Source organism: Methylophilus sp. VKM B-3414 (assembly GCF_032248435.1).
Classification (GTDB): Bacteria; Pseudomonadota; Gammaproteobacteria; order Burkholderiales; family Methylophilaceae; genus Methylophilus; species Methylophilus glucosoxydans.
In genome coordinates this window covers 468,704-481,735 of the sequence record NZ_JAVTLI010000003.1, presented here as the reverse complement: position 1 = coordinate 481,735, position 13,032 = coordinate 468,704, and the positions used below count along the sequence as shown (strand labels likewise).

Genomic DNA, 13,032 nt, shown 5'->3' with positions numbered 1-13,032 from the left:
TCTGGATGTTGGAGAAAATTCAAACCGTGATTATATCAGTTCAAGCTGCATATCGACATGCAGGATATTGGCATCCAGATACGGCTCGCTGCAAACCACAAACCCGGCTTGCTCATAAAAGCCAATTGCATGCCTCTGCGCCGACAAGCGCACATCGCTGAGCTCCCATTGCCGACAGATCTGTATTGCCTGCAACAGCATGGCCTCGCCAATTCCTCGCCGCCGCCATGCGGGCAATACCGCCATGCGGCCTATATAGCCCCCGGGCAGAACGCGGGCGCACGCCACGGCATCATGCGCGTGATGCGCTAACAGATGCACTGCAGTGTCATCGGCAGCATCCCACTCCAGCGCTTCGGGCACCTGTTGTTCATGTATGAAGACCTGTTGCCGTATCCGGCTACAGTCTGCCCATAAAGGATCTTGCTTGCTCAGTGTGCTGATTCGGAGCTCAATGCGCTTTACAGACATGACAGCCTCCAGAGCAAATATTGCAATTGTCACAGCCCGCAGGCATCATACATCCTTTATTAAAACAGGATTTGAGGAAAAGTTATGTGTCGTTTTCAAACCGCAGCGGCCAGGATTTTACTGGGGCTGGTGTTTTTTGGGGTGGTGATTTTAAAGCTGATGGCCATTTTAAATACGCCTGATGGTTATCTGCAATACCAAATGATGTTAGGGCAATTTGGCCTGCCAGCCGTCTTTGCACCATTGCTGATTTTCATTCAGTTTGTGTTTGGTCTGTTGCTGATCGTGGGGTACAAAACCCAACTCTCTGCGCGCGTTTTAGGCGTGTTGGCGGTATTTATGGCACTGGTGCTGGGCCAGGCTTCGCTGGACGCGTTTTTTGCCTACCTGGGCATCGCCGGTGGCATGTGGTTGTTGAGTATTTATCCGCAAACTGCTTGCAGTCTGGATAACCGCAACAAATAAACGATTCAGTCGTAAAAAGCCGGGTTAGCCCGGCTTTTTTTATCCCTTGATTTTGATCCCCAGCTGTTTGAGCTTGCGATAGAGGTGTGTCCGCTCCAGCCCCGAAATTTCTGACAACCGGCTCATATTATTTTTGACCAGCCGCATGTGGTACTGGAAGTAAAAACGCTCAAAGTCATCGCGCGCTTCACGCAAAGGCTGATCCAGATTAAGCGGCATATGCTGCTCGGACGACTCGCCGCGCTGCCCTTGAAAATTGGCCAGAACACGCTGCACATCGGTCTGGGTAATGCTTTCACCCAAACTGGTCATGAGCAGGTTCTGTACCACGGACTCCAGCTCGTCCAAATCACCAGGCCAGTCAGCATTGCGCAGCGCATTCAGCGCCGCCACATCAAACGCCTTGTAGTCAATCTTGCTGGCTTCAACCATCAAGGTCGCCATCGCATTGACCAGATCGGGAATATCCTCTTTGTGCTCATCCAGGCAAGGCACCTTGACCGCTGACCCGGCCAGCGTTTGCAGCAAGGCCTGCTCCAGCATGGCTTTTTCAATCAGTTGCGGCAAGCCATGCTCACTGGCACAAATCACGCGTACCCCGTATTTTTCGGATTTATTGATGAGCAGGTGCAGGCCTTTTTGTTCGGTCTTGCCCAGCCTGGTGACTTCATCCACAAACACCACACCTTCGCGGGCCTGCTCGAGAATTTCCATCGGTGCGGTGACCAGCTTCTCATACTCGGTCAAGGCCACCCACGGCGTATTCTGCGGACGCAAAAACTTGGCGCACAATGGCACACTGCCGCCTTTTTTACCAATCAGGAACAAGGTGTTTTTATGGCGCGCCAGCTGCTCCAAGCGCTGCTTGAGCTCCTGAATGACGGCACTTTTGCCAAAGCTGGACAGGTTAATTTCGGTATGCGCCAGATGCTCGGTATGTTTGATCGCTGCGCCTACGGTTTTGAGCAGCTTTTGCAAGGCAATCGGTTTTTCGAGGAAGTCGAACGCCCCGAGGCGAGTGGCCTCGACCGCGGTATCTATGGTGCCATGCCCAGACATCATGATCACCGGCATGGTCAGCAAGCCGGCATTGGCCCATTCTTTAAGCAGGCTGATGCCATCACAATCGGGCATCCAGATATCAAGCAACACCAGATCCGGTCGCTGCTTGAGCCGCTCGTCCCTGGCAATTTGTGCATTTTCTGCCAGGCGCACGACGTGCCCCTCATCCCGCAAGATATCGCTTAATAACTCCCTGATGCCGATTTCATCATCGACGACCAAAATATTACGTGAAGCCATGGTACTTCCTTACACGATGCGCTCAACGCGCCGACGTTGTTGTTGTTTATCGACCGGCAAGCTGATGGTGACGCTGGCGCCCCCTTGTGGCAGATTATCAATGCGTATCTGTCCACGCTGCTCTTCTATCATTTTTTTGACAATGGCTAATCCCAACCCGGTACCGTGTGACTTGGTTGTGACGTAAGGTTCAAACACCCTCGCCATCACCTCGGTGGGAAAACCACTGCCGTTATCCGTCACTGACAATTTTATACGCTCGCCATCATAATCGGTCAAGATCACAATTTGCGGTTGTTCAGTTTGCACCAATGCATCTTGGGCATTTTGCAGCAGGTTATGCAGGATTTGGCGCATCATGGTGGCATCGGCATAAATCTCGGGCAGCTGCTCATGCAGGGACAGCACCAGCTTGACCACAGAGGCGTTATAAAGGCGGCTCACATCGCGGATCAAGGCATTCAAATCCAGCCTTACCAGTTGGGCGGCAGGCGTTCTGGCATACTCACTAAATTCATTGACCATATTCTTCATCGCCTGCACCTGGTTGACGATGGTATCGGTAGACTTAAACAGCATCTCCGCATCCTTTTCTTCCAGTTTGTCGCGCAGCTTCAGCTGCAAGCGCTCGGCAGACAGCTGTATCGGTGTCAGCGGATTCTTGATTTCGTGCGCCAGCCGTCTGGCTACCTCGGCCCAGGCGGCATCGCGCTGAGCTTGCGCCATGGCGGTCACATCATCAAACACCACTACCAGGCCGTGCCCCGCCCCTTCCGGCAACCGCGTCACCCGCAGCATCAGCATCTGCTTGCCATGCACGCCTTCAATTTCGATCTGGCTGCTTAAATGCCGTTCATGATGGTCAAATTGCAACGTGTCTTCATAGTGCTGCATCACCAACGCTGTAAAAGGCGTGAGGTAATCATTTTCGGCCGCAATGTCGGTAAAGACTTTGTTTTTAAAGCCCACCAGCGAAATCCCCAAAATATTGGTGGCAGCCAGATTGTAAACACGCAGTTCCGCCTGTTCATTAATGGTCATCACGCCTGAGCTCAGGTGCGACAAAATGGCTTCCAGGTAAGCACGTGCAGACTCCACATGCTGACGGCTCTGCTCGGAAGCATTTTTCGCTTCCTGCAACTGGCGCGTCATGCTGTTGAACGACTTCACCAGCACACTGAGTTCATCCTTGCCAAACGATGGCAATTGCTGCGAATAATCGCCACTGGCAATCAGCCGCGTCCCTTCCGCCAGCACCGTCAATGGTTGCGCCATGCGCCGACTCAGCGCAAATGCGATGGTCAATGCGCCCAGCATGGACAGCAGCAAAATCATGGTCAGCGTCAGCATGAAAATGTCTTTGAGTGACTGCCGGCTGTACGACAAGGTCTGGTACTCGCGGTAGACCTCCTGCACCGATTCGGCAGTATTCGAAAGCGCCTTGGGCACCGGTTGCATCAATTGCAGAATCCGCATCTCGCCCGTGATCCCCAAGGACTCCACTGGAATAAGCACACGCATGTACAGGCCTTTGCCGGGGATAGGCTCGATTTTGCCGTAGATACGGCTACGTGCCTGGCGCAACTGCGGCACAGAAGGCAGTTCGGGTAAAAAGCTGCTGGGGTCAGAGCTGCTGACAGCCAGAATCGCACCTTGCGGGGTCAGCAATGCCGCATCCTGAACGCCAGCCTTTTCACGCAGATCGTTCAGTTGTCCATAATGTGAGCGGGCCGTTTGCAGTGATAGCGAGACCGCCATGCTTTGCGCTTTTTCCTTGACGTCCTCCAGCATGATATCCAGCGCCCGTTGCCCCAGATTCAGACCTCCATCCAGTGCGGATTCGACTTTGACGTTAAACCAAGACTCAATCGAGCGTGACAGGAAGTTCACAGAAACCAGATAAACGATCATGCCTGGAATCAATGCCATCAGGGCAAAAGACACCAGCAATCTGAAATTCAGCTTGCTGCCTACCTGTTTGGCTTTGGTGGTCTGGTAAAGATGGCGTAACTGGTAGGCAATCACCCCCAGCAACAACACGGCGAGGCCAGCATTGATATACAGCAGGATCAGGTAATAATCCCCACTGATGGCGGTGTTGGCACTGGCGAGAGACAGCAGGTACAGCAGGGCTGCCGCCAGTAGAATGGACAAAATCAGGACATACCGCATAGGGCTAACGCTGGGTGTCCTTTACCCACCAGCTAAACGTCGGCGTGACCAGCTCCCAGTCACTTTCGCCCAGGGCATCCAGCTGCAAGGCTTTAGGCAGCTTGCTGGTATCCAGATGCATTTTCAGCGCCGCCTGATAGGGCTGATTTTTTTCTAGTGTGGCATGCGGCGTCAAGCGCCAGTCGCGGATCAGGCCCAACTCACGTCTGGCTTCAGCCAGGCTGTCGAATCCTTTTTGCTGTTGCGGATAATTAAGCAGATATTGCTTGGTCAACGCGTGATAGTTGAGCGTGACGGCGCGACGCTCAGTCACCACCTCATCATCAAACCAGTACTTCATGGGTTTGATGATCTGGCATTCATACAAAAATGTCAGGGCGATGCCCTTACTCAAAGCTTCCTCAAGCGCGCGGCCAAAATGGATGTCCAGATCCGCATCCAGCGCCCAGGTATCTTCACGCAATACCAGCTCGGCACTTTTGACATGGGCATGATTGTTATTGGCAGCCAGTGCCAATGCTGTCATGGTCAGCAGAAAAAAAAGCGCCGAATAATATTTAATGTTTTTGTAAAAGCGCATAAAACAATCCGTCATGCGCGGCAGTGGGCAGCAATTGCCCGCCAATGGACTGCTGGCAAGGGAGGCCCGAGGCATCAAACTGCACTGGCAACCTGACCGCATCTGCATGCATGGTTAAAAACTGTTGAATCTGCATTTCATTTTCTTGTTGAAAAATCGAACAGGTGACGTACAGCAATTTACCGCCTTTTGCCAGCATATGCCACAAATTCAATAATATTTGCTGTTGCATCTGGGCAAATACCGTCAAATCCTGTGGCCGACGCAACCATTTCATATCGACATGCCTGCGCACGATGCCTGAGGCGCTGCAGGGCACATCAGCCAGAATGCGGTCAAATAACTGACCATCAAACCAGTCGGCTTTTGCCGCATCGCCTGTCCTGACCTTGGCTTGCAAGCCCAGACGCTGCAGGTTGTCGTGGACGCGGCGCAGGCGCTCTGCCTCCACATCCAGGGCAAGCAAGTCAATATCACTGGCTTCAAGCAAGTGACAAGTTTTACCGCCCGGCGCGCTACAGGCATCCAGCACGCGCATGCCTGCTTGCACATCCAGCAAAGGAACCGCCCACTGTGCGCCAGCATCCTGCACACTGAGCCAGCCTTGATCAAAATGCGGCAGCTTGTGCACCGGCAACGGCTGCTGCAACTGAATCGCCGTACCGCCCAACGCTTGCGCCGCAATCCCCGCATCATCCAGCGCCTGCATGTAGCTGGCGACATCCGTTTTGCGCTGATTAATGCGTAATGTCATGGGTGGGTGGCTGTTGCCTACGGTCAGAATCGACTGCCAATGCTGAGGATATTGTTGTTTGAGGGTATCAATCCACCATTGCGGATAGTTAAATTGCACCGTTTCCGACTGGCTCACTTGCGCCTGCAAGGTTGACCGTTGGCGCAAAAAATTACGCAATACCGCATTGACCAGCCCTTTTGCCCAGCGCAGCCCGGTTTTGCCCGCAGCCTCCACAGCCTGATTGACCACCGTAAAATCATCTTCGGCCCCATGCAACAGCTGCGACAGGGCAACCAGCAACAGCGCGTGTACACGTGTATCCGTCACTGGCTTGGCCGTCAGCGCCTGCAAATAAGCCGCTGCTTCGGCATACAAGCGCAATGTGAGGTAGCTGTAATCCTGTGCAGCCGCCTGCTGTTGCGGCGTCGCCGACTTGACCCTGCGCAATGCCTTGGGCATGGAAACAGTCAGGTTATGTCCGGCCAACACTTCGGCCACCGCAGATGCGGCTATGAGCTGGGCAACTTGCAAAAGGATACTCTGGTGAAAAAAAGACTATTCTACTTGATGCGCCCCAAATACACAGACAAAAACACACACAATAAAAAAGGCTTTCTTGCGAAAGCCTTTTTTGTCTGTTGAAATCGCGTTTAATACTGGTTAGCCAGCGCCAATAACCGGCGGATCCGCTCTTCGGTCTGCGGGTGGGTGCTGAACAGCCCCGCCAGATCTGCGCCTGATAAGGGGTTGATAATCATCATCTGCCCGGTTTCCGGGTGTTGCTCGGCAGTCATATTGGGAATCTGATGCGCATAATTGTGAATTTTCTCCAGCGCGGCCGCCAAGGCTTTCGGGTCGCGACTGATCTCAGCCCCCATGCGGTCTGCTTCATATTCACGCGACCGTGAAATCGCCATCTGGATCAGCGAAGCGGCCAAGGGTGCCAGAATCATAATCAAAATACCAATAATGGGATTGGGTCGGTCTTCGCCCTCCCGATGCCCGCCAAACATCAGACCAAATTGCGCAATCGATGAAATGGCCCCGGCCACGGTGGCGGAAATAGTAGAGATCAAGGTATCGCGGTGTTTCACGTGCGCCAGCTCATGTGCCATCACACCGCGCAATTCGCGCTCACTCAAAATCTGCATGATGCCGGTAGTAGCTGCCACGGCAGCGTTCTCGGGGTTGCGGCCGGTAGCAAACGCATTCGGCTGGCTTTCATTGATCACGAACACACGCGGCATGGGTAGTTGGGCCCGCTCGGCCAGCTCTTTGACCATGTTGTAATAGTTGCGGAACTGCCCATTACCAAAATTATTTTCAGCATTGATCTCAACTGCGCCATACATTTTCAGCACCGCCTGGTCGCTAAACCAGTAGGCATAAAAGTTCATGCCGCCTGCCAGCAACAGCGCCAGCAACATGCCGCCCTGGCCACCCAGCGCGCCGCCCACCGCAACAAACAGGGCAGTAATCGCGGCCATCAACACAAAGGTTTTGGTCCAGTTACCTAACATAGTGACTCCTTCACAATTCGGTGAGTAATATCGACTTTAATATGCGGGGATGGCAGGCATTTTTCAATGCCTGCACCAGATTGACTAGAAAAAGCGGTCGCCGACTTGCACATGCTGGCCCTGCACAAACTGTTGTGCCGTTTGGCGCTTGCCACCTGGCATCTGCAACTCGTGCAGTTCTAATGCGCCTTCGCCACAAGCCACCTGCAGCGGATGTGTCTGCAACACAGTGCCTGGCTCGCCTTGACCAGCCACAGCTTGAGCAAACCACAGTTTGCAGACTTGATCATTAAATTTGGCTGTAGCGACCGGAAAGGGATTAAATGCACGAACCTGACGTGACAGTTGCTGGGCAGATTGCGTCCAGTCAATGGCTGACTCGGCTTTTTCGAGCTTGTGCGCATAGGTCACCAGCGCCTCGTCCTGTACTTCAGAGGCCAGGCAACCGGTATCTTGCAAGGTCTGCATCGCCTCGACCATCAAGCGCGCGCCTTCACGACTGATCGCATCATGCAAGGTCAGCGTGGTATCCGCTGCAGTAATCGCCACCGACCATTTACTGATCATATTGCCGGCATCCAGCTTGGGCACCACCTCCATGATGGTGACGCCCGTCTCGGTGTCCCCGGCCAGAATGGCCCGGTGGATGGGCGCAGCCCCGCGCCAGCGTGGCAGCAAGGAGCCATGGATGTTGTAACAGCCTCGCGTCGGGATGTTCAGCACCGCGGTCGGAATAATCAGGCCATAGGCCGCAACGATCAGCACCTCGGCGTTGACCGCTGCAATCTCGGACTGCACCTCGGCGGGCTTAAGGCTTTCTGGCTGAAAAACACGTAAGCCGTGTTGCAAGGCGAGCTGTTTGACCGGACTCGCTTTTAACTGCATGCCACGGCCCGCGGGGCGGTCTGGTTGCGTCAACACCATGACAATGTCATGGCCCGCGTCTATGAGTCCTTGCAAAGCCGGTACTGCAAACTCCGGGGTCCCGGCATAAATAATACGCATGCAACCTTCCTGACTTAATAACTGTTGCGCTCGATTTCACGCGCGTGCTTGACCATTCTGGTCCGGATACGGTTACGTTTGAGCGTGGAGAGATACTCCACAAACACCTTGCCCAGCAAATGATCCATTTCATGCTGGATACAGACGCTCAGCAATCCATCCGCATCCAACCTGAAAGTGTTGCCATGCACATCTTTCGCTTCGACGGTAATAAATTCAGCGCGCGTGACACTTTCATAGATACCAGGCACTGACAGGCAACCCTCTTCATAATCCTGGCTACCCGACTGGGCAATGATTTTAGGATTGATCAGCACCAGCAAATCGTCTTTTTCCTTGCTCAAGTCAATCACGATCAACTGGATGTGCTGGTCGACCTGCGTAGCAGCCAAGCCTATGCCTGGCGCATCATACATGGTCTCAGCCATATCGCTGACCAGTTGCTGTAATGCCTCATCAAATACTTGCACCGGTTTGGCCACCGTATGCAGGCGTGGATCCGGATATTGCAAAATTGGAAGTAGTGCCATGCTCTACAAATCTTTCCATTCAAATAGTTTGTGCAAAAACAGGGCAAAACGCCTGCTTTTTCACCTTGATCAGAACTTTAAAGCCATGCTAGATTGGTTGATATTGCGCAGTGGCTGTGCGCAGGTACAGCCCATCCATTTGTGTCGCATAAAACAGAGACGCCACATGACGAAAATTGTTCAAATTATAACCTCGCTTGCGCTGGCTTGTAGCAGCTTATTGTTACAGGCAGAAGAAATTCCGTTGCGGCCGCAGCACCCCGACCGGCATGTCGTCGTCAAAGGCGATACCTTGTGGGATATTTCGGCCAAGTTTCTGAAAAATCCATGGCAATGGCCACAGATTTGGCAATTAAACCGGTCTAGCATTAAAGATCCGCACTGGATTTATCCGGGGGATGTCATCGTGCTCGACACCAGCAGCGGCCAACCCGTACTCAAACTGGTGCGCGAATCTGTCACCCTGGAGCCTGGCATGATAGTCACGCCAATCAAAGGCGATGCCATCCCCGCCATACAGCCCAATATCATCCAGCCCTTTTTGACCAAGCCCATGCTAATTGCACCAGAGGCGCTCAAGTCGGCGCCCAGAATTGTGGCGGCGCAGGAAGAACGTGAGATTCTGAGTCCTGGCACACGCATTTATGTGCAGGGCCTGCCAGACGGTCCACGCAACGCCTGGGCAATCTACCGAGAGGGGGAGGCGATCAAAAACCCTGAAAATGGTGAGCTGCTAGGCACAGAAGCCCATTATCTGGGGGAGGCTAAGCTGCTGCACGCAGGCCAACCTGCCACCTTGACCGTGACCCAGGCCAAAGAGGAAATTGCGGTTAAAGACAAACTGATTGCGATGGAAGATTCTCTCAGCCCGCCTTATGTGCCGCATGCGCCCGAACGCCAGATTGAAGGCCAGATTGCACGCGTGAGCGAAGGCATCAACGAAACTGGATATGGCCGTGTGGTGGTGCTCAATCGCGGCGAAGCGCAAGGCCTGGAGCACGGTCATGTGCTTTCGGTGCTGCGCAAAGGCGACAGCATGGTAGACCCCGAATCCCCAGACCCTAAACATCCGGTCACGATCCAGTTGCCGGATGAGCCTGTCGGCTTGGTGATGGTCTTCAAAACCTTTCCCAAGCTGTCATACGCGCTCGTCATGCAGGCCTCGCAACCTATCCATGTGGAAGACGTGGTGCGTACCCCCTGATCTCCGCACTGATGGTCACAGATCCTGAAGAGAGCGCAGCCTGGATTGCCTTAAGCCTGGTCGAAGGGCTGGGTAGTGTCACCTATTGCCAGCTGTTGCTGCACTTTAAAACCCCGCAGGCGATTCTGGCCGCCTCCTACAGCAGCTTGTGCGAACTGGTCAGCAAAGACGTCGCCGAAGGGATACAAAAAGCGCCAGAAGACCCGCATATTGCCAAGACACTGGATTGGCTCTCACAACCAGATAACCACCTGATCACATTGGCGGATGCCTACTATCCGCAACGCCTGCTCAGCATAGACCAGCCGCCGCCCGTGCTCTATGCCAAAGGCAACCTGCAAATGCTCAAGCGGCCTGGCCTGGCCATTGTCGGTAGCCGCCATGCCACACCGCAAGGCGAGTCAACCGCCGAACAGTTTGCCGAAAGCTTGTGCCGGGCCGGATTTGCCGTAGTCAGCGGGCTGGCATTAGGCATAGACGGCGCCGCACACAGAGGCGCGCTCAAAGCAGATGGTGCCACGATTGCCGTGGTCGGCACCGGGCTGGATATTGTCTATCCGGCACGGCATAAAGCCTTGGCCCATCAGATTGTGCAGTATGGCTTGTTGCTCTCCGAGTATCCACTAGGGACGCCATCTTTGACACACAATTTTCCCAGACGCAACCGTATTATCAGTGGCCTGTCTGAAGGCTGCCTGGTGGTAGAGGCCAATATTGATAGCGGCTCACTGATCACGGCAAGACTAGCGATCGAACAGGGCCGTGAAGTCTTCGCCATTCCGGGCTCTATTCACTCGCCGGTGTCCAAAGGGTGCCATGCGCTGATCAAACAAGGGGCAAAGCTCGTCGAGTCCACCGAGGACATTGTCAGCGAATTGAAGCATGTCCGCCTGCCCAACCCCGCACTTTCGATTAGCCCGAATGGGTCACTACCCGATTGGACTAATCTACCCGCCGAAGCCAGTCCTGTCCTGGCTTGCATGGGGTTTGACCCCATCTTTGCAGAGCTCATTGCGGCCCGCGCCGGGTTGACGCCCGAACAAGTTTCCACCATGCTAACACTACTTGAATTAGAAGGTGTGGTCAGCCATCTCGCCAACGGCCAATTCCAGCGATTGGTTTAAAGCTCGGTTCAGACCCACCCCAGTATCGCTGCTATTCACTACTAATAGCGGAGCAGCGTGTTTGAGGAGAATTTAGACATGTTGGAAGTACTGATATTTATCTATCAAAATTATTGGGATAAGCATGATGCGTTTGAGCTGAAAGAAACAGACGAAACCATCATGGCCTATGAGCTCTCCCAGGCCGGGTTTAACCACCAGGATATTTTACATGCCGTGGGCTGGGTGAAAGACCTGCGTCGCTCGGTGCAACAGCCGCAATACCAGCACGACCCGTTTGCGATTCGCGTCTATTGCGAGATGGAACGCAACAAGATCAGTGACGACAGTCTGAACTTTCTGGGCTTGCTACAAAGAAGCGACATCATCACGGCTTATGAGCGCGACCTGATTATTGATCGTGCCATGGTCTTGCCGCAAGAAACCTTGAGCATGGAAGATATCCGCTGGATCACCATGATGGTGCTGTGGGACGAAACGCGCAAGCAGGATTACCTGTTTGTTGAAGATGCCTTGTTTAACCCGCAAGGTTTGTCATTGCAATAACCCAACAGAGCGACACAAAAAAAAGCGCGGCTGATTCAGTCCGCGCTTTTTTGTTTACCAGTATTTTTACGACTACAGTTGCCTGATAATCTGGCCAATAATGCCGGCCTGGTTCAGGGTGTAGAAGTGCATTTTATCTACGCCTGCCTCAATCAGTTTGGTACAGATATCAGTGACCACCTCCGCGCCAAAAGCGCGCAATGAAGCCATATCATCGCCATAGGCTTCCAGCCGCATACGCAGCCAGCGTGGAATCTCGGCACCACACACACTGGAGAAGCGCGCCAGTTGCGTATAGTTATAAATCGGCATGATGCCGGGAATAATCGGTGCAGTGACACCCAGCTTCTGCGCCGCTTCTACAAAACGGAAATAGGCATCCACATTGTAAAAATACTGTGTAATGGCCGAATCTGCGCCAGCATCGATTTTACGCTTGAAGTTTTCAAGGTCTTTTTGTGCCGAGCCGGCTTCCGGGTGAAACTCGGGGTAAGCCGCCACCTCCAGGTGAAACCAGTCGCCGGTCTCGGCGCGGATAAAACTCACCAACTCATTGGCATATTTAAAATCCCCCGCACTCACTTCGCCTGAGGGAATATCGCCACGCAAGGTCACCAGTCTATTGATGCCTTTCGCCTGATAGGCTTGCAGCAATTCGCGGATTTCTTCTTTGCTGGAAGAAATACAGGAGATATGTGGGGCTGCACCATGGCCTTCAGCCTGGATTTCGAGCACACTGTCCATGGTACGGTCGCGGGTTGAGCCCCCCGCACCAAACGTGACGGAAAAAAACTCGGGAGAGAATACGGCCAGCTCTTTGCGTACTTGACGCAGGTTCGCCATGCCTTCCGCCGTTTTGGGCGGAAAAAACTCAAAACTGTAAGCGATTTTTTGATTCACTGTTTTCTCTTTTATTTCTAAACGCGTGATTTCAGGCAGATGCGGGGATGGTCAGGGGTCAGTCTTTTTCGTTGAACACAATCGCACTCAGGATCCAGGCAATCACGCTATACACCAGGGCGCCTATGACGCCAGTCATCACACTATTGACGACAAAGCCTTGCAACAGGTGGCCGACAAACCAGAAGAGCAGACCATTGATGACTAACAGAAACAGTCCCAACGTCAGCAAGGTAATCGGCAAGGTCAACAGCACCAGAATCGGCTTCACCAGCATATTGGCCAGACCAATCACGACAGCAGCCACCAGCGCAGCGCTGAAATTGGCCACTTGAATGCCTGGGACCAGATAAGCCACGGCCATCAGTGCCAATGCATTGAGTACCCAAACAACCAGTAGTTTAAACATGCCGCCTCCTTGGATGAAAGATGAGGCAAAGTGTACACCAAATCTGCGCCAGAACATCTGGCGCAGGG

14 protein-coding genes are annotated in these 13,032 nt (G+C 53.4%); 4 read left to right on the top strand and 10 right to left on the bottom strand.

What is annotated here, in order from left to right:
• Nucleotides 1-30: 30 nt before the first annotated feature.
• Nucleotides 31-471, bottom strand: a complete 441-nt coding sequence (locus tag Q9292_RS04515; RefSeq protein ID WP_313985282.1) for a GNAT family N-acetyltransferase — start codon at nt 469-471, stop codon at nt 31-33.
• 84 nt (nt 472-555) lie between these two features.
• Between Q9292_RS04515 and Q9292_RS04510 the strand changes: the two genes are divergently transcribed.
• Nucleotides 556-936, top strand: coding sequence for a DoxX family membrane protein (locus Q9292_RS04510; RefSeq protein WP_194748817.1), 381 nt, complete (start codon nt 556-558; stop codon nt 934-936).
• 39 nt (nt 937-975) lie between these two features.
• On the opposite strand, the gene Q9292_RS04505 is transcribed toward Q9292_RS04510, so the two are convergent.
• From Q9292_RS04505 to def, 7 genes are all read right to left on the bottom strand, one after another.
• Nucleotides 976-2,238: a sigma-54-dependent transcriptional regulator gene (locus Q9292_RS04505; protein ID WP_194748818.1), complete on the bottom strand. Its 1,263-nt coding sequence runs from the start codon at nt 2,236-2,238 to the stop codon at nt 976-978.
• Nucleotides 2,239-2,247: 9 nt separating this feature from the next.
• On the bottom strand, nt 2,248-4,410 hold the full coding sequence (locus tag Q9292_RS04500; protein WP_313985275.1) for a sensor histidine kinase: 2,163 nt from the start codon (nt 4,408-4,410) through the stop codon (nt 2,248-2,250).
• Nucleotides 4,411-4,414: 4 nt separating this feature from the next.
• Nucleotides 4,415-4,990 carry a DUF4390 domain-containing protein gene (locus Q9292_RS04495; RefSeq protein WP_194748820.1) on the bottom strand — a complete coding sequence of 192 codons (576 nt, stop codon included), beginning with the start codon at nt 4,988-4,990 and terminating at the stop codon, nt 4,415-4,417.
• A complete protein-coding gene (gene rsmB / locus Q9292_RS04490) occupies nt 4,968-6,257 on the bottom strand; it encodes a 16S rRNA (cytosine(967)-C(5))-methyltransferase RsmB (protein ID WP_313985272.1) in 1,290 nt (429 codons plus the stop codon). Before rsmB ends, Q9292_RS04495 begins: the two co-directional genes overlap by 23 nt.
• A 119-nt stretch (nt 6,258-6,376) precedes the next feature.
• The gene (gene htpX, locus Q9292_RS04485) at nt 6,377-7,246 is read right to left on the bottom strand and encodes a zinc metalloprotease HtpX (protein ID WP_194748822.1); all 870 of its coding nucleotides are present in this window, start codon (nt 7,244-7,246) and stop codon (nt 6,377-6,379) included.
• An 84-nt stretch (nt 7,247-7,330) separates the two neighbouring features.
• A complete protein-coding gene (gene fmt, locus Q9292_RS04480; protein WP_313985268.1) occupies nt 7,331-8,251 on the bottom strand; it encodes a methionyl-tRNA formyltransferase in 921 nt (306 codons plus the stop codon).
• Nucleotides 8,252-8,265: 14 nt separating this feature from the next.
• Complete coding sequence (gene def, locus Q9292_RS04475) at nt 8,266-8,781, bottom strand: peptide deformylase (RefSeq protein ID WP_194748824.1); 516 nt, start codon at nt 8,779-8,781, stop codon at nt 8,266-8,268.
• Nucleotides 8,782-8,947: 166 nt separating this feature from the next.
• On the opposite strand from def, the gene Q9292_RS04470 reads away from it, so the two are divergent.
• From Q9292_RS04470 to Q9292_RS04460, 3 genes are all read left to right on the top strand, one after another.
• Nucleotides 8,948-9,985 (top strand): LysM peptidoglycan-binding domain-containing protein, encoded by a 1,038-nt coding sequence (locus tag Q9292_RS04470; RefSeq protein ID WP_275357716.1) that lies wholly within the window; start codon nt 8,948-8,950, stop codon nt 9,983-9,985.
• A gap of 11 nt (nt 9,986-9,996) precedes the next feature.
• Complete coding sequence (dprA, locus tag Q9292_RS04465; RefSeq protein WP_194748826.1) at nt 9,997-11,109, top strand: DNA-processing protein DprA; 1,113 nt, start codon at nt 9,997-9,999, stop codon at nt 11,107-11,109.
• 78 nt (nt 11,110-11,187) lie between these two features.
• A complete protein-coding gene (locus Q9292_RS04460) occupies nt 11,188-11,655 on the top strand; it encodes a DUF494 family protein (protein WP_275357717.1) in 468 nt (155 codons plus the stop codon).
• A 72-nt stretch (nt 11,656-11,727) separates the two neighbouring features.
• On the opposite strand, the gene metF is transcribed toward Q9292_RS04460, so the two are convergent.
• Together metF and Q9292_RS04450 are read right to left on the bottom strand one after the other, a co-directional pair.
• Nucleotides 11,728-12,555: a methylenetetrahydrofolate reductase [NAD(P)H] gene (gene metF, locus Q9292_RS04455; RefSeq protein ID WP_194748828.1), complete on the bottom strand. Its 828-nt coding sequence runs from the start codon at nt 12,553-12,555 to the stop codon at nt 11,728-11,730.
• Between the two features lie 58 nt (nt 12,556-12,613).
• Nucleotides 12,614-12,964, bottom strand: coding sequence for a phage holin family protein (locus Q9292_RS04450; protein WP_194748829.1), 351 nt, complete (start codon nt 12,962-12,964; stop codon nt 12,614-12,616).
• Nucleotides 12,965-13,032 lie beyond the last annotated feature (68 nt).

Coding starts and splice junctions, on each gene's coding strand:
- Q9292_RS04515 (WP_313985282.1), bottom strand. CDS start 471: ATGTCTGTAAAGCGCATTGAGCTCCGAATCAGCACACTGAGCAAGCAA.
- Q9292_RS04510 (WP_194748817.1), top strand. CDS start 556: ATGTGTCGTTTTCAAACCGCAGCGGCCAGGATTTTACTGGGGCTGGTG.
- Q9292_RS04505 (WP_194748818.1), bottom strand. CDS start 2,238: ATGGCTTCACGTAATATTTTGGTCGTCGATGATGAAATCGGCATCAGG.
- Q9292_RS04500 (WP_313985275.1), bottom strand. CDS start 4,410: ATGCGGTATGTCCTGATTTTGTCCATTCTACTGGCGGCAGCCCTGCTG.
- Q9292_RS04495 (WP_194748820.1), bottom strand. CDS start 4,990: ATGCGCTTTTACAAAAACATTAAATATTATTCGGCGCTTTTTTTTCTG.
- htpX (WP_194748822.1), bottom strand. CDS start 7,246: ATGTTAGGTAACTGGACCAAAACCTTTGTGTTGATGGCCGCGATTACT.
- fmt (WP_313985268.1), bottom strand. CDS start 8,251: ATGCGTATTATTTATGCCGGGACCCCGGAGTTTGCAGTACCGGCTTTG.
- def (WP_194748824.1), bottom strand. CDS start 8,781: ATGGCACTACTTCCAATTTTGCAATATCCGGATCCACGCCTGCATACG.
- Q9292_RS04470 (WP_275357716.1), top strand. CDS start 8,948: ATGACGAAAATTGTTCAAATTATAACCTCGCTTGCGCTGGCTTGTAGC.
- dprA (WP_194748826.1), top strand. CDS start 9,997: ATGGTCACAGATCCTGAAGAGAGCGCAGCCTGGATTGCCTTAAGCCTG.
- Q9292_RS04460 (WP_275357717.1), top strand. CDS start 11,188: ATGTTGGAAGTACTGATATTTATCTATCAAAATTATTGGGATAAGCAT.
- Q9292_RS04450 (WP_194748829.1), bottom strand. CDS start 12,964: ATGTTTAAACTACTGGTTGTTTGGGTACTCAATGCATTGGCACTGATG.